This is a genomic window from Paenibacillus sp. JCM 18996, from assembly GCF_055392555.1.
Genome location: NZ_AP043884.1, coordinates 1288103 through 1304547 on the forward strand (window position 1 = coordinate 1288103; position 16445 = coordinate 1304547).

Below are 16445 nucleotides of genomic sequence, written 5' to 3' on the forward strand. Positions count from 1 at the left end.
GGCCTTAGCTCAACGTCAGCACGACAACCGACATCGGTGGAATCTCTGCATACAGGCCTCCTTCATTCAGCTGCACACTGGTAAATGGTACGGCCTTTACTTGATCCGGCTTTTCAAATGTATTATGACTGTTCATGGAGGATGCGGTTAATACTCTGCCGGATACCTGCTTACCGGCATACCCGCCGATATTGCAAGCCACCTCCGCAGCATTTCTCGGGTCCGTATTGCAAAGGGTGATATTCATTTTGCCGTCAGCATCAATGGATGCAGATACACTAATCTGAGGAACTTCCTCCCCATCGTAACTGTATTTGCCTGAATGGAGCTCAATCGGCATCATCATGGCATCCTGGTGCACCTTAAACATTTCAAAGACATGATAGGTCGGAGTCAGGATCATCTTTTCCCCTTCCGTCAAAATAACAGCCTGCAGCACATTGATCGTCTGGGCAATATTCGCCATTCTTACACGGTCGCAGTGATTGTTGAAAATATTCAGGCTGATCGCCGCAGAAACTGCGTCTCGCATTGTGTTTTGCTGATACAGGAAGCCGGGGTTGGTGCCGGGTTCTACGTCAAACCATGTGCCCCACTCATCGATGATCAGCGCCACCTTCTTCTCGGGATCGTATTTATCCATAATGGCGGAGTGCTTCGCTACAAGCTCCTCTGTGAAATAGGCCGCCTTCATAATGCCGAACCATTCGCTCTCGTCGAAGTCGACGGCCTGGCCTCTCACTGCATCCGGTTTTTTTAAATAAATTCGGTTCCCGTCGGGATTTTCAATCACGATGCTGTGATCCCTCAGCCTCGTGTAGTAATGGAGCGCCAATCCGTCCATGAAATACTTTGCCTCCCGCATAAGCACTTCCGTCCAGTGATAATTGTCCCCTCTAGGCCCTGCAGCAATTCTATAAAGGAAATTTTCCCCATAATCTCTTACATAAGTGCTGAACTGTCTGTATAGATCGGCATAATACTCCGCTCTCATTCTACCGCCGCAGCCCCAGTTTTCATTCCCTATACCGAAATAGGTAAGCTTCCATGGCTTTTCTCTTCCGTTTGCTCTGCGCAGGTCAGTCATAGGCGATTCGCCGTCAAAGGTCATGTATTCGACCCATTGCTGCATTTCATAAACAGTACCGCTGCCGACATTCCCGCAGATATAAGGATCGGTTTCCAGCATTTCGCATAAATCGAAAAATTCGTGGGTGCCGAAATGGTTATTCTCCACCACGCCGCCCCAATGTGTGTTAATCATATGCGCTCTGCTTTCCTTAGGTCCGATACCATCCTTCCAGTGGTATTCGTCGGCAAAGCAGCCTCCCGGCCAGCGCAGGATCGGAATTTTCATATCCTTTAACGCCTGAACGACATCGTTTCGGATTCCTCGCGTATTGGGGATGTCGGAATCCTCGCCGACCCAAATTCCCTCGTATATACAGCGGCCCAGATGCTCGGCAAAGTGCCCGTAAATATTTCGGTCGATTTTGTGTTTTCCAGCTTTCGTATCAATTTTGACGAGATTTTTCATTTTTAGTTTTCTCCTTCATTTTCACGAGTTTTTATGTTATTTTACATGAATCAGCCTTTAACTCCGCCGGTGGTCAGACCGGAAATAAACGCCCTCTGATTCAACAGGAATAGGATGATGATCGGAATCGTGGACAATACGGCACCGGATATCAGCACGTCGTAATTGTTGCCGTAAGGAGTGAGCAGCGACGATAACCCGATCGGCAAGGTAAACATGCTGTTGGTGCGAAGCACGATCAGAGGCCAGACCAGACTGTTCCAGTTCTGCATGGCGAGTAGAATGCCCATTGCCCCGAAGGCCGGCTTCATTAAAGGAGCCATGATCCGGAAGAAGATGCCGTACTCCGTGCAGCCGTCAATCCTTCCCGCATCCATGAAATCTCTGGAAAGTCCCGTCACAAATTGCCGGAAAAAGAAGATCGCCATAGGTGAGACCACAAACGGCAAGATAACGCCGGCATACGTATTGATGATCCCCATCTTGACCGTAAGCTTGTACAGAGGCAGCATCAGAATATCAAGCGGCACCATCATGACGAACAGGACCATGACGAAAATCAGATTCCGGCCTTTGAACTGATAGGCTCCAAGTGCGTAACCGACCAAAGACGATAAGAAGAGAGAAGCAACCGTATACAAAGTTACAAGCAAAAGGCTGTTTTTGTACCAGGACAAATAAATGCTCTTGCCTGTGAATAGGAGCTTGTAATTGTCCAGACTCATCAGCGCGGGAACAATCCGTAAATCCATGCCGTTGCGGAACAATTCTTTCGAGCTCTTGAACGAAGCCAAGAACATGTAGTAAAGCGGAAACAGCATCGCAAAGCTGACAATGACGAAAAAAACAATGATTAAGGCAGCCCCTGCCGTTTTTTTGGATTTTATGCCCATACTCAATCACTGTCCTTCTTGAAGAGTCCGAAAATTCTCAGCTGTACCAGGTTAATGGCCAGCACGATAAGAAGCAGGGTAATGCCGATGGCCGAGCCGAATCCCATGTCATTCCGTTGGAAAGCCTGCTGGTAGATGTACCTGACAATCGTCAGACCAATATCGGCGGGCATGCCTTCGTTCCAGAATACGTAGCTTTCTCCGAACATCCGGTAGCCCTCGAAGATCGCGATTGTCATCGTATAAATAATGATGGGCTTCAACAGAGGCAAGGTGATGGCAAAAAACCTTCTAACCACACCGGCTCCGTCGATTTCCGCAGACTCATACAATTCTTCCGGTATGGCTTGCAGACCGGCAAGGTAATACACCATATTGATGCCCGCATGCCTCCAGAGATTCAAAACCGTCATGAGTAACATCCCCGTCCAATAGTTCAAAGCCCATTTTTGCGGGGGAAGACCCAATTTGATCAGCAGCGAGTTTATCAAAGCGGTGTCCATCTCGCCGAACATCAGCCGGAACGAAACACCCGCCACTATAACGGAGGTCAATGCCGGAATAAAGATGGAAGCCTTAAACAAATTTCTGCCCTTAACCACTTTTGCATTCAAAAAAACGGCAAACACAATAGGAATGGGGATCAACAGCAAAACCGAAAACATCGTGTATAGTGTGTTCGTTTTCAAGGCATTGTAAAAATGGACATCGAATAATCGCTTATAATTGTCAAGTCCGATAAACTTGGCGTTATTAAGTCCCGTGACTTCTTGGAAGCTCATAATCACGGTAGAGAAGGTCGGATACAGAAAGAAGATCAGAAACGTCAATATGAAAGGGGATGCAAAAATGTACGGAGCCAGCTTTTCGGAGTAAAATAACTTCCCCAAGCTGAATTTATTGGGCGTCCCGGTTTGTCCGTAACGCGTATTGACTGCGCCTTTGGCCAAAAAACCACCTCCAAGCCGGATGGTGGACGGCAACCGAAACCGCGCCTTGATTTCAGCCGCCATCCGTCCGAGCATTACTTTTTCTGCTTGCGCAGCTCATCGGCTGCTGCCTTCAGCGCCTGTTCCGGGGTAAGGCTCTGATCCTTCAACGACTTGAACATGACACTGGAATTCACGAGATCCTGTGCGGCGGTGCTAAGCTCGGTCATGCTGGGCGATTTAATTTCGTCCTTCATCTGAACCAGCACATTAAACACTTTTTCGTTTGCGAAATATTCGTCAGGCTTCTGCAGCTCCGGTGAGTCCCATACATCCCATCTCGGAGGATCGAATTTAAGCTCCTGCCAGATCCTGATATTGGCCTCTTTCGTCATCTTGGCATACGCTAGAAATTGCATCGCAACTTCCTGATTCTTACTCTGCTTCGTCACCGACGTGGCCGTACCACCCATTCCTGCGGATTTGGCGTTGCCTTGTTCAAACACAGGCATGGCGCGAACCTGGATTTTACCCTTCAAGTCGGGCATATAAGCTAAAAACCGGCTCATGTACCACATAGGCATGATCAGAGCGGCCATTTCGCCTTTATTCATAAAGCTGAAAAATTCTTCCTTGGTGGTATCTCCACCCGGCATGGCTATCGCGATTTTATCTTTATACATCATGTCCTTCATGGCGTTCAAGGTCTTAATATTGGTTTCGTTATCCAAAATGACGTTACCGTTCTTATCCAGATAATCAGAACCTCTTTGGACGATCATGGGCCAGAACGGCCGCTGGTTGGTTACTTCGAAAGCGGTCATCGGCTTTCCGGTTGCGGCGACAACCTTCTTCCCCGCTTCGGTAAAATCATTCCAGGTCTTGATGTTATCCGCGTTTACACCCGCTTTGTCCAAAAGTTCTTTATTGTAATAAACGACCGTTGCGCCTACATGGAAAGGCAAACCATAAAGCTTTCCGTTTTTGGTGTAAATATCGAGCCGGGATTGAACGTATTTATCCTTCACCGGTTCGACGAGCTTGTTCAACTCCACCAGTTGAATGTCGCCTTTCATAAAATTGGAGAAGAAATTGAGGTTGATATCGACAATATCCGGCGCTCCCACTCCCGATTGCAGGGCGATCAAAAGCTTATTGTGCATTTCCGCGTTAGGATAATTGTCCACCGTTAATTCGATCGGCTGCTCGGGATGATCCTTTTTCCATAATTCAGCCGTCTTTTGATAGTATTTCTGGTGCAATTCGTTTGATGTCCACAAGTTCAGCGCAACTGGCTTCTTCGGTTTCTGACTGTCATTCGCCTTTTCGCCCTGGGCTGATTGCGATCCCTCGCTGCCGGAGCACCCTGACATAACAGCCGTCAGCAGTACGGACATGCTTAAAGCCATAATGGACGCCCTTTTCATGCTTTCTCATCTCCCCTTTGAATAATAAATTGGTTTCCCCTTTCGGTTTACCTATTTTCATTATAAGAAAGTGCAGTTCGCATCGAACTACACTTTCTTAAGATCTACTATAACTTTTTAATCTCTGTTCATATTCCAGCGGTGTCATTCCTACAATATCCTTGAACACCCGGAAAAAGTAATTGTAATTGTTGAAACCAACACGTTTTACAATTACCTTCAGCTTGAGTTCGCCATTCTCGATATGCAGCTTGGCATTTTCCACCCGGAAATGATTCATATATTCCGCAAATCCGATCCCGCACTCTTCTTTGAACAGCTTGCTGATATGCGGACCGCTTACGCCGACGAAATCTGCGACATCGGTTAATGAAATGTTGTTCTGGTAATTGCGGTGAATAAACTCAACGGCCTTGTGGGTTACTTTGCTTAATGTACCGTTGATTTTCATCAATTTAAGCATGGCGATCAGCTTGAGGTAAAGACCCAGCACCCATTCTTTGATATCCATCAGAGTCTCGTACTTCTGGATCATATTGTAGGGGACGTCTTCACTTGTATATAGGGTGGATATTTCCATCCCGAAATCTCTGCAAACTTTGCCTGCGATATGGATCAATTCGGCGCAAATCATCTGCGTCGATTTGCTTCCCAGCCGCGAAGCTTTGATTCTATCAAAGATTTCATTGATCCGTTGTTTTACGCGCTCCTCATCCTGATTTCTTAAAGCGGTGTAGATCTCCTTTTCCATTTGAATATCCAGGCTAAAAAAAGACTCCACCGACTTACTGCTTGTGTTTTCAATGAAGATTCCGTCCTTGCCTTTGAAAAACTTGTCTCTCAACATGGACTCCGCATCGCGATATGCATGATGCAGTTCAAAGACATCCCTGCAGGCATGGCTTACACCGAAGCTTGCCGTAATATTCAAATACTTTTTGATTTGCGAGCGGATTCGGTTCAGAATGCCATATTGTCTGTTGTAAACATACATCTTGCTGCTGGTTTGATCTAAAGAAAAAATCATGACAAATTTCCCATGGGTCCAATGAAAAATAACGGACTTCTTCCAGTCATTAAGAATTTCTGCGGATATATCCAGAAACGTTCGGATGATTACGTCCACTTCCAGGGGCGTGAATTTTTCTTCAATAAATCGAAAATCATCGATCTCCGCAACCGTTACCATCAGGTTTTCCATGTCGAGGCCGATATCCAGGAAGTTGAATTGCCTTTGAATCTCATTCGGATCCGTCAGGCTCCCTTCCAAAACCTTCCGCATGAACTCCCGGCCTAGAGCGGCCTTGCTTAAGGAAAGCTCCTCGGTAATCTCGTTTTGCCGTTCGCGTTCATTCCTATATTTGACTATCGAGCTTGCGGCGGACTTAAGAATGTCCAATAACACAGACGCATTCAGACGATGCTTCAGCATATAATCGACGGCTCCCTTCTTCATGCTTTCCCGGACATAATCAAAATCATCATAAGCGCTCAGGGCAATGACCTGAACCTGGGGGCAATTTCTTTCTATATAGTCGATCAGATCAATGCCGTTCATGACGGGCATGTTCATATCGGTTATCACAATATCGGGCATGTCATTTTCCATCGAATGAATGGCGTTCATCCCATTGCTCGCTTCTCCGGAAATATAGAAACCGCGATTCTCCCAATTGATCATCGTCTTCAAATCGGTACGCGAATAAGCGCTGTCATCGACTATCAGTACCTTCAACATACTAGGCGGCCTCCTCTGCGGCAGCAGGAATCTTAATTTCAACGGTCGTGTACAAGTTTGGGACGCTTTGGATGGAGATACCGTACTTTTCCCCAAAATACAGCTTTATTCTTTGATCGACGTTCCAAACGCCGATCCCGTTCCACCCGGCCTTCGTTTGTTTCGGCTTCTCGCTCATCAGACGGTTCAACGTGAGTTCATTCATTCCTACGCCGTTATCGGTTACCGTGATCTTCAATTCGTCGCCGATCCTGTATCCTTTGATGACAATCAAGCCTTGCCCTTCCATGGGCTCAAGTCCATGCAGCAGCGCATTTTCCACAATCGGCTGCAGAATGAATTTCAAAATATCACAATCGAGTATGCCTTCCTCCATCTCGATATAAACCTCGAACTTGTCATAATACCGGTAAGCCATAATGTTCAAGTAATCTCGCACATATTCGATCTCTTCCCGCAGCGTGACGCGTTCCCTGCCCTTTCCCATTGAGGCGTGCAGCAGCTGGATGAGCGACGTGATGATACTTGAGATATTTTCCGCCTTCTGCAAATTGGCAAGCGACCTGACGGTATTCAATGTATTGGACAGAAAATGGGGATTGATCTGGGCTTGAAGCGCTTTCAATTCAGCCAGCCTTTTGGAGACCTCTTTGTTTTTGACTTCATCGATCAGGAATTGAAGCTCGCTCACCATATGGTTGAAATGGGTCGTCACCACGCCCAGCTCGTCATTGCTGTTGTCATGGCTCCTTATGCCAAAATTGCCGCTTTTCACGTTATTCATCAATTTCACCAGTTTATACAAAGGCTTTGAGATGCTTTGGGATACGATGAAAGACAGAAGCAGCGCCAGCAAAAAACAGATGATTCCCAAAACGGCGATAAATACGCCGATCTTAACGGGTTCATCGTTCAAGTAGGAAAACGGAATCGTACTTACCAGGTACCAGTCGGCGCTCGGTATGTACGTATAGGCAACCAGATAGCGCTTCCCAGAAATAGCGGTATGAAATGAAAAAGCGCCTTTTTCCCTGTTCTCCGCCAGTTCTTCGACAAGGGAAGCATCCGGGTACATATGCGCGGCTTTGATACTGGGATTCCGGCTTGAAACGACGGCTCCTCGGCTTGTTAAAATCAATATATCCGCGCCGCCGCCAAGCTGAACATCTTTGAATTTGGCCAAAATGTATTTCTCATCAATGCGGATGATAATGTTTCCAATCGGCTTGCCTTGCAATGATTTGAAGCTTCTCGACAACAAAATGCCAGTCTCGCCGTAATTATTAACCCGGTAGCGCGCATTCACCGACTCTTCATCCTCCTGACCCGCGATTTTCCATATAGGGACACCGTTTTTCGCAGCGGCTTCCTCCAATATCGAATCCAGGTAGTTCGGCTTTAACCGGAACTTAAAACTGACGTCTCCATAAGCCATGATTTTCTCTTTGCGATTGGTATATAAAAGAACATCGGACACGCTGTGGAAAGAGGAGAATCTTTTCGCCAGCATGTTTTGCATCTTTACCTCCGCATTGATTTTGTCCAATTCACTGATTGCCGGATAGGAAACCAACGTGTTCTGAACCAGATCGGAGAAGGCAATATCCACACTGTCATTTTCGAGTTTGGTCAGCTCATTTTGAATATTTTCACTGACTTGATTCATGACCTGGATCGTGGAAGCGCTAATTTTTCGTTTGATCGCTTCACTGGACCGATCGTACGCAAAAAATCCCGTTATTAATAAAGGAACCAAAGATAAAATAGCGAACGCCGCAACGAGCCGGTTGTGAATTTTTACTTGTCGGATCCATCGGCTTATCAAAGGTTGGTGTCCCTCCTTTCTTTATATCAAAAGCCCTCTATCCTAGATATTTCCATGGGGGAAGTTGAAATTCCTCTTCTGATACACAGATTTAAGGCTGTAGTCCTCAAATTTCCACAAAAAGAGCGTGTGAATTATGTAGTAATTCACACGCTGTAGATGAATGCTCATTCAAATTTGCTACCGAAAAAACACTGGTCGTTGGCGCAGACATTCGCCAAGAAGATTCACGTAGCTCGTGCCGTGGATTTCCGCGGAATTGAGCTTGGGAAAGACTGCGTGTTTCCCAATGATCAGGAAGGGCTAACGAAGCTGGCGGCGTGGATGAAGGAGCTTGGCCGAGTACATCAGAAGGTCATGGTGAGCTTGAATCAAGTGAAAACTCGGATTACAAACTGGTTGGATCGTTACTTTCCAGAGGATCTGTTCTCCCTAGTCGGGATGACAGATCCTTTTTTATGCATAAGCGTAATTTCTTTTTCGATATTCGACAAAGTTTGTCAATTTTCATGTTATACTTTGATAGGAGACGGGTCATCGAATTCTTTTGGGGGCAAAATTTTTATCCCCATAGTAGTAAGTCGCACCGGAACTGATCTGGACATTGTTCGATTTATTGGGATCTATTGGGTCATCCCCTGGATTGGACAAAGTATAATTTTTAGCCGCAATCAGGGCGGTTTGCTTTACTCCTGATTTGGTGCTGAGCGTATCCGTGACAACCAGGTTGTTCACCTCAAAGACCGGTTTGTTGACCGTGAGGCTGCCATTGATAAAAACCATGCCTTTCATCCGCCAAAGCCCGGAAGAACTTCCTCCGGTATCGGTTATGCCGTTTGTAAAATACACAACGAAGGTACGGGAATTATCCAGAGTGAAATCGTAATTCCATTTTGCCCCAGCCAGATTGACAGGCTGACAGGTACATTTGAAAGAGATTTGCTTTGTATCCGCTGTGCTTTTCGCGCTGTTCATCTGCTCGACAAGCCCGCTCACAGTTGTGATCTCTCCCTTGTCTCCGTAATCAAACGGCATTAGAGAATCACGCAAATCCGAGATATACTCATCAAATTTGGGCAGCAGACTGGCAGTCACGATCGTTCTGGACGTCGTACCGTTCGAGTTCTTAAATGTATTGAAATCATTGATAAATTCGAGCAGCTCATTCCAGGTAAGCTTATTCTGCTGCAGCAAATCCCATAAATAAAGGATACGGCTCCAATAATAATTTTGGGCTTCCTGCTCAGCAGGCTTGCCGACCGCTTGCTGGTATTGAAGCAAGTCGTTTTGGAAGAGATCGTTTTTCGTAAAATTCCATTTGTCGATATGAAAAGTATATTTTATTTCTTTTACATAATCCCCCATTTGCGCCTTGGAAACTATATCATAATCGCCGTAAGAGTCAATAACCGGTTTAAGAAGCTGGTATCTGATCGAGCCTCCCTGGGGAACCGCAATCGTGGAATCGACCCAGCCGGCATACTTGTTAAAATAATCGACTCTTGTCGTTCCGCTTCGATATGCGCTTAAATATTCGATGAAGGCCTCCATTCCGCTTTCGGCCATGTAGGTTGCCTGCGACTCGTTGGCCGATTTCACAGTCGTCCTGTTGCTGCTGCTTATCAGACTGAGCAGAGGCACGGAGACTATTCCCAACACCATGATGATCATCAACGCGTAAAGGAAAGCGAAACCTTCATTCTTTTTTAGAAGTTTCATAGAGACCACCCGAATTAGTCAAATTCATTGCCCAAAACATAGTTGAAGCAGGTGTGAAATGCTTATGATCCGCAACGAAAAAGGGTTGACTCTGGTAGAAGCCATGGCAGCCACACTCATAGTGGCCATCGCAGCGGTTGCCTTTGCCGGCTTATCCGGAAGCCTGTCCCTGGGGCACAAGAAAACGTCAAATAAAGAGCAGGCAAGGCTGATCGCAGAAAGCAAGCTGAACGAAATGAGAAGCAATAAAACCGTCTTGGCCCAGTGGATAGCCGCACCTTCGCAGGAGTCGGTTTCGCAAGGAAACGTCGAATATCATATTTACAAGCAGGTTACTCCCATGGAAAGCAGCCTGAAACCGAGCCCTTTTACAAACGATAATAACGCCGCATCCGTCCAGGCCATCGTTTTACTGCCTTCCGCAGCAGCCAATACACCCTATATCTACTCGGTCACCGTCACTTGGGGAGGTTAACGTTTCAACATGAATAACGAACGAGGCATTACTTTAGTCGAATTGCTGGCCGCCGTCACGATAAGCACCATGATCCTTGGTGCAGCCACTACGCTGTTCTATTCCATCCAAAAAACGCAACAGAACGCCGTGCAGCAGTTTACCGATGAATCCCAAATGAAAGCCGCCAGGACGTTGTATTTCAGGGCTCTTTCCGATGCCAGCGAGGTCTACGTCGCGAGTAATCAAGAGCGTTCGGAATTGCGGGTCAAGACGTTCTCGGACGGACAGGCGGGTTACAAATCGTTTTATTACGAAGCTGACAGTCACCGGTTAACTCTGTATGATTTTACGGGGACCTTCGACGATCCCAACCTGACCTCAGCCGTCTTGCGAAGCGCGTATTCCAACGGCAGGGAGATTTTTTCCGTCAATGCCCTGAACAAAACCTTTCTTTCAGGCCCCCCTCATTATAAAACGAATAAAAAAGAGATCCAGAATGCGGTTTTAAATAATGCGGCGGTGCTGCAAATTCATTTCGATCTGGACGCTTCCACGAAAGCGTCGGGCTATCCCGACTCCTCCACCCCGCTTAATGTCAAGCTGCTAAACAATTAACTGCTCCCTTACTCGTTTCGTCGCTCGGCCAGTTGTAAAGGGCCGGTGATCGCTGCCCCATTTGCAGCCGGCACCCACGCTCGTATCGTTCACTCTGCTGTCTGTAAAGGGGCGGAAGACCCATCGCCGGGTTTCGGCGGCTCCGTTATGTTCTGGGACTCACCGGCGGGCAATTGGGGGACCGGATTGAACTTGCCGGCATAGCCCTCTGAAGTAAACAGCGATAATTCCAAAGTGATTTTCCACACACGAGTGTCAGCAGGCGCTGCGCTCTCTTTATACTCCTCCAGGATCCACTTGTTCACACTTGCAAACCTCTCCATGCCATAAAGCTTCCCGATAAAATCCACAATCTGCGCGTAAGCTCCGCTGCATTCCAGCTTCGCTTTCCGCTCCCTTAATTGAACCCCTCCTGCCGCGCCTTTGGCTGCGGACGCGGCGCCGCCTTGGTTTTCTACTGCAAAAGGCAGGTTGCTCCCCAGCAAGCTCTCTTGTCCTTTTTCGACGAAAGACAGCTTTTGTATAGAGGCTCCGCTGGAGGTTTGGATCTCTTTTAACGCGCGGACCAACCTGGCCTGTTCATCTGTCAGCGGCACTGCAGTGAGCAAAGCTTGAATATCCTTTTGCGCCGCTTTCGAAGGAGCCGGCTTTTTCTCCAAAACAGCTTTCTGGTTTCGAAGCTGCTCTATTCTGGTACCCATCGCTTGAAGCTCCTGCTGTTTCGGCACGATACCCAAGAGGACAAAGACTGACGTGCACAATGCACTAATCAACAGAACGCCGCCTAAAAGGTACCACGGAGCACTCGACGTTTGGAAGAACGCCTTCCGGGAAGTTTTTTGTTTTTTGCTGATCGACATAACATCCCTACTTCCTGGCTACTTCCATCGATTTCAATGTGATCTCTAAAGAAATGCTGTATTTATATTCAGCTCTGGCTGTATCGTTTGAAGCTGCAGCGATCATTGATTGAAGCTGATTCATCAGCTGTTCCCCTTCGGCCCCGGTGACCGGCTGGTTCAGCTGTCCGGGAAATAATTGCTGCGGTGCTTGGGGTTTAACCGGTAAACCCTGCGGCAGGGCAACCCCCTCCGATTTTGACCGGACAACCTCTAGGAGATTCACTTTGTCTACAACAGGTGAAGTCATTAGAGAAATAATATATTCCGCGCTGTCCGTGAAGACGGCTGTTTCCAATTTTACCTTTATCTTCTCTTCCGCGGTGGAAGCCGCCGACAATGCTGGTGCTGTTGGAGCTTGCGCCGCTGCCTGCACTGCTGCCGGGGCTTGCGCCGCTGCCGGAACTGCGGAGACGGCAGCAGCTGTGCCCGCAGAGAGCAGCCGTGTTGTCTTCGGCAAATTCGACGTGATCGCTTGAAACACGGGAACCCAATCCCGGCGTGATTTAAATATTTTATCCAGATCGGCTTTCAGCTGAAGGTATTCCTTGGTCTGGGAATCCATCGTTTTTTCCGCTGTTAACACTGAAATCGATGACTCCAACCTCGTTTTCTCCGCCTGCTTTGCTTGCAGCTCATCCTTCAGCCCGAATTGAAACAGCACAAGAGCGGCATTTAAGGCAATAGCAAGCATCACAGCCGCAACAAGAGCGGGAACCAATACCCTTTTAATAAGCGGGACTTTGGGAAGGAGGTTGATATTCTTCATTATTTCCCGCCCCTTAGAGCCAAACCGATGGAAACCGCCATACCCGGAATGTCAAAATTCGCACCATTTGCCGCCTGGACATTGTCCAAACCGGGAACCCTGACACTCAAAGAAAGACGTTCCCTCAGATAATCGGCGGCTTTATTTAATTGAGGCACATCCCCGCTGACAATAATTTCAGAAAACTGCTCGCTGCGGTTATTTAAGCTGTATCTGTAAAAATTCATCATCCGTTCGATCTCATGCGCCAAATCGTTCATAGCTGTACTCTCAAGCTCCGGCTCGTCAACCGGGCCGCCGAATACAATCGGTACACTTCTGTTAATTTTCAGCTGGCCGTCATGATAGATGCTGAGATCCGATAAGTTATTATTGATATCCACAGAGAGAAAAGTTCCGCCGGTTTCCGTCAAACGCGCGGCTTCGACAAACCTGTAGAGCGAGAAAGCTTTGATCTCAATCGAGCGCAGCGAAAGTCCGGCCCTTTTGACGACTTCACAATATTGATCGATCAACTCCTTCGGTGCGGAAACCAGCAATATATCGGATTGTGCTTTTTTGGCTTGTTCGTCCGGGTTAGTTTCCCAATTGTCAAGAGCTCCTTCCCCCGCAGCCGCTTCCTTCATGCCCTCTTCCTCAAAATCCTCTTCTCTTGGTGTGCGGGCTTTCTTGAGAAACCCTTTCCTTGTTTGATTCACTCCATTCATCTTGATGAAGTCATAGACCGGCTCGTCGAAGGGAAGATGGATATTATGTTTGATTTCAAAATCGATCAGTTTTTTCAAGTCGGCAGCCGGAATGTCGGGGAGCTTCAAATACCTCACCATGACCGATTGGCTTGGAATCGCCAAGTGAACTTTTGGGCTGGAGAAATCCATTTGGACAGCCAGCAACTGAAGAGTCTGAATGACCTTTAGCGGAGACAGAATTTTGCCGTCCTGGACGGTGTCAGCAGGCAGCGGTTCCGTTTTCGAAGCAAGAAGATACGGTTTCCCGTCTTTGCGAACCATAACTTCCGTCATTTTCACGGCGTAATCCGTTATTTCGATGCCGATGGACGAAGACTTCCACAGGGCGGCCCATCCTTTTCCCAGTCGTATCATGCTGCTTCACACCTTATGTCAAGAATCTATAAAAATAATTGGACGTACCATTCGATCATCCGGTCTCCCCATAAATAAGCGGTGTATGCCCCTGCGGAGATGAACGGTCCGAACGGAATGGGCTGCTGCCTCATTCTTTTGCCAGACTGGATGAGAAGCCCGCTGATCACCGTTCCATACAAGCTTGCCAAAAAAATGGTCAACAGCGTCAATTTGATACCGGCAAATAACCCGATGAGCGCTAAAAGCTTAATATCCCCTCCGCCCATGGCTTCTTTCCCGGTGAATAAATAGCCGCACCAGGCAATCAAATAAAGAATCCCTCCGCCAAGAAAAAAAGCCGCAACGTAATTCCAGAACGGAAGCGGATGAATCCAGAAGCGCAGCAAAAGACATACCGCGATCCCAAACAAAATGATTTTATCCGGAATCAGCATCGTTCTTAAATCGGTCATTGCAATGAGCATCAATAGGGAGGCGAAAAACAATCCGACAGCGAGCTCTGGTACGGGCCCGATCACCCGGGCGGCAACAAAGAACGCAATTGCTGTAATCCCTTCTCCCCAAGCATAGGCGGAGGACACCTTGCCTTTACAGTAGCGGCAACGGCCCCCAAGCAGCAGATAACTAAATACGGGGATGAGGTCAAAAACACCCAATCCATGCCCGCAGTGCATGCAGTGAGAAGGCGGATAGACAAAAGACTCGCCCTTCGGCAGCCGAATCGCCACCACGTTCAGGAAGCTGCCAATGAGTAATCCGAATAGTGCCGCAACGGTCAGAATGTAGATGGTCAGAATATCCATATTGACTCCCCTGATAAAATCGGAAGAAAGGTAACTCGGCAGGAGTTACCTTTCGGTTGGTTTCTAGTTTCCGGTTGCATCTGTTGTAACTGAAATGGTCCAGGCACCAGAAGTATCATTTTTTGATGCGGCAACTTTAAATTTCTTGGTGGAATCTGAAGCAGGAGTTGGAATCTGATTTAAATAACCTTCGCTAACCAATTTCGTCACTGTAACATCACTCGAATTTTTATCAATGATATATCTTTGGGCAGCGTCTCTTATCACAACAGTGCTGGCGTTATCGGCATTCGCTTTAGCCGAATCAAATCCCTTGACAACAGCCACCCCGGCTACAGCAGCCAAAATCCCCAAAATTACTACTACCGCCAAAAGTTCGATCAGCGTCATCCCTTTTTGATTGCGGATGAAACGAAATTTTGCGCGCGTAAACTTTTTAACCATTTGATTTTCTCCTCTCAATCTCTAAGAACATTTATGTTTTAATGATGTTAAAACTTTAGTGAAGATTCTCCATCAGCTTAAAGGATGGAAGCATGACAGCCAGAACGATCGTTCCGACGACGACGGACAGAATGACGATCATGATCGGTTCCAGCAGGCTTTTCAGCCGATCGGCCAAGGCGTCGACCTCTGCCTCGTAGAAGTCCGCCACCTTTTCCAGCATCGCATCCAGAGCGCCGGTCCGCTCTCCTACGACAAGCATTTGCAACATCATCGGCGGGAACAGCCAGGTTCCCTTGAACGGATCCGCTATGGAGCTGCCGCTTCGCAAACCTTCCCGGGATTCCCTGATCAGCTTGGCAATCACTTCGTTGCCTACTACGGTTGACAGGATGGACATCGTCTGCAGCATAGGGATGGCTGAAGCGAACAAGGAAGAGAATGTGCGGCTGAACCGGGACAGCGCTTGTTTGTGCCAGAGCTTGCCGAAGACCGGGATTCGAAGCTTGATATAATCCAGCGCATATCTGCCCTGAGGGTTGTTAGTGACGGTTTTTAAAAGAATCGGCGGTAGAAGTAAACCCGCTAACACCAGATACCAGTACAATCTCATCCATTGGCTGAGCGCAATTACAAATCGGGTCGGCAGAGGCAGCTCCAGCCCCATCGCTGCGAAGTTGCCTACTAATCTGGGTACGACAAAATTCATTAAAATAATGACGACGATGACTGTAACAATGCTCATAATGAACGGATACACCATGGCGGAGGTCACTTTTTGCTTTGTGTAAAACTCTTTTTCATAATAGACAGCGATCCGGCTGAGCATTTCATCCAAGTTGCCGCTGGTTTCCCCCGCCCGGACCGAATGAACGAAAATATCCGAAAACACGGTCGGGTATTTGACAGCTGCCGCAGAGAATTGGCTGCCTTTCTGCATCTCTCCGGAAATTTCGAGAAGAACCTTCTTCATCACCTTGCTTTCCGCCTGCTCCCCGAGCACCCTTACCGCTTCCACAAGGGAAATCCCGGACTTGTACAGAGTGGCAAGCTGGCGGCAGAAAACGGTAAAATGGCCGCTTTTCACTTTCGGTCCGCCTAACGTTAGTTCTTTGTAAAGAACACTCTGGCTTAAGTCGACCAGGTTCAAGATCCAGTAGCCTTTGGCTTTCAACTCATCCGCAGCCCCATGAAAAGTTTGGGATTCCATCGTTCCTCTGAAATGGTTCCCAGCGTCATCTACCGCGTGATATTTAAACTTAGGCATGCTATGTCATCTCCGAT

The 16445-nt window shown here is 47.5% G+C and carries 15 protein-coding genes and 1 pseudogene; 3 read left to right on the forward strand and 13 right to left on the reverse strand.

Going from position 1 to position 16445, the window contains the following annotated elements; all coding sequences use genetic code 11:
* Positions 1–4: 4 nt before the first annotated feature.
* The 6 genes from ACZ5N7_RS06340 to ACZ5N7_RS06365 all read right to left on the reverse strand — a co-directional run bounded on the left by ACZ5N7_RS06340 (position 5) and on the right by ACZ5N7_RS06365 (position 8349).
* Complete coding sequence (locus ACZ5N7_RS06340; protein WP_464658279.1) at positions 5–1537, reverse strand: alpha-N-arabinofuranosidase; 1533 nt, start codon at positions 1535–1537, stop codon at positions 5–7.
* 50 nt (positions 1538–1587) lie between these two features.
* Positions 1588–2430, reverse strand: a complete 843-nt coding sequence (locus ACZ5N7_RS06345; protein ID WP_464659163.1) for a carbohydrate ABC transporter permease — start codon at positions 2428–2430, stop codon at positions 1588–1590.
* Between the two features lie 2 nt (positions 2431–2432).
* Positions 2433–3380, reverse strand: a complete 948-nt coding sequence (locus ACZ5N7_RS06350; RefSeq protein ID WP_464658280.1) for a carbohydrate ABC transporter permease — start codon at positions 3378–3380, stop codon at positions 2433–2435.
* A gap of 74 nt (positions 3381–3454) precedes the next feature.
* Positions 3455–4786 (reverse strand): ABC transporter substrate-binding protein, encoded by a 1332-nt coding sequence (locus tag ACZ5N7_RS06355; protein WP_464658281.1) that lies wholly within the window; start codon positions 4784–4786, stop codon positions 3455–3457.
* A gap of 97 nt (positions 4787–4883) precedes the next feature.
* On the reverse strand, positions 4884–6524 hold the full coding sequence (locus ACZ5N7_RS06360) for a response regulator (RefSeq protein WP_464658282.1): 1641 nt from the start codon (positions 6522–6524) through the stop codon (positions 4884–4886).
* A 1-nt stretch (position 6525) separates the two neighbouring features.
* Entirely contained in the window at positions 6526–8349 is a 1824-nt protein-coding gene (locus ACZ5N7_RS06365; RefSeq protein ID WP_464658283.1) for a cache domain-containing sensor histidine kinase, read from the reverse strand.
* Positions 8350–8543: 194 nt separating this feature from the next.
* Here ACZ5N7_RS06365 and ACZ5N7_RS06370 point away from each other — a divergent pair.
* Positions 8544–8718 (forward strand): annotated as a pseudogene (locus ACZ5N7_RS06370) (IS110 family transposase); the annotation flags it as partial.
* Between the two features lie 165 nt (positions 8719–8883).
* Here the strand turns inward: ACZ5N7_RS06370 and ACZ5N7_RS06375 are convergent.
* Positions 8884–10068, reverse strand: a complete 1185-nt coding sequence (locus tag ACZ5N7_RS06375; protein WP_464658284.1) for a type IV pilus modification PilV family protein — start codon at positions 10066–10068, stop codon at positions 8884–8886.
* A 64-nt stretch (positions 10069–10132) separates the two neighbouring features.
* Between ACZ5N7_RS06375 and ACZ5N7_RS06380 the strand changes: the two genes are divergently transcribed.
* Positions 10133–10543, forward strand: coding sequence for a prepilin-type N-terminal cleavage/methylation domain-containing protein (locus tag ACZ5N7_RS06380; RefSeq protein WP_464658285.1), 411 nt, complete (start codon positions 10133–10135; stop codon positions 10541–10543).
* A gap of 9 nt (positions 10544–10552) precedes the next feature.
* The gene (locus ACZ5N7_RS06385) at positions 10553–11140 is read left to right on the forward strand and encodes a PulJ/GspJ family protein (RefSeq protein ID WP_464658286.1); all 588 of its coding nucleotides are present in this window, start codon (positions 10553–10555) and stop codon (positions 11138–11140) included.
* Positions 11141–11229: 89 nt separating this feature from the next.
* Here ACZ5N7_RS06385 and ACZ5N7_RS06390 read toward each other — a convergent pair whose 3' ends face one another.
* The 6 genes from ACZ5N7_RS06390 to ACZ5N7_RS06415 form a co-directional block, all read right to left on the reverse strand.
* Positions 11230–12000, reverse strand: a complete 771-nt coding sequence (locus tag ACZ5N7_RS06390) for a hypothetical protein (protein ID WP_464658287.1) — start codon at positions 11998–12000, stop codon at positions 11230–11232.
* A 7-nt stretch (positions 12001–12007) separates the two neighbouring features.
* Positions 12008–12808: a hypothetical protein gene (locus ACZ5N7_RS06395; protein ID WP_464658288.1), complete on the reverse strand. Its 801-nt coding sequence runs from the start codon at positions 12806–12808 to the stop codon at positions 12008–12010.
* Positions 12808–13911, reverse strand: a complete 1104-nt coding sequence (gene pilM / locus ACZ5N7_RS06400; protein WP_464658289.1) for a type IV pilus biogenesis protein PilM — start codon at positions 13909–13911, stop codon at positions 12808–12810. Before pilM ends, ACZ5N7_RS06395 begins: the two co-directional genes overlap by 1 nt.
* Before the next feature lie 26 nt (positions 13912–13937).
* Positions 13938–14717 (reverse strand): prepilin peptidase, encoded by a 780-nt coding sequence (locus tag ACZ5N7_RS06405; RefSeq protein WP_464658290.1) that lies wholly within the window; start codon positions 14715–14717, stop codon positions 13938–13940.
* A 63-nt stretch (positions 14718–14780) separates the two neighbouring features.
* Entirely contained in the window at positions 14781–15161 is a 381-nt protein-coding gene (locus ACZ5N7_RS06410) for a competence type IV pilus major pilin ComGC (protein ID WP_464658291.1), read from the reverse strand.
* Positions 15162–15216: 55 nt separating this feature from the next.
* Positions 15217–16428: a type II secretion system F family protein gene (locus tag ACZ5N7_RS06415; protein WP_464658292.1), complete on the reverse strand. Its 1212-nt coding sequence runs from the start codon at positions 16426–16428 to the stop codon at positions 15217–15219.
* Positions 16429–16445: the final 17 nt, after the last annotated feature.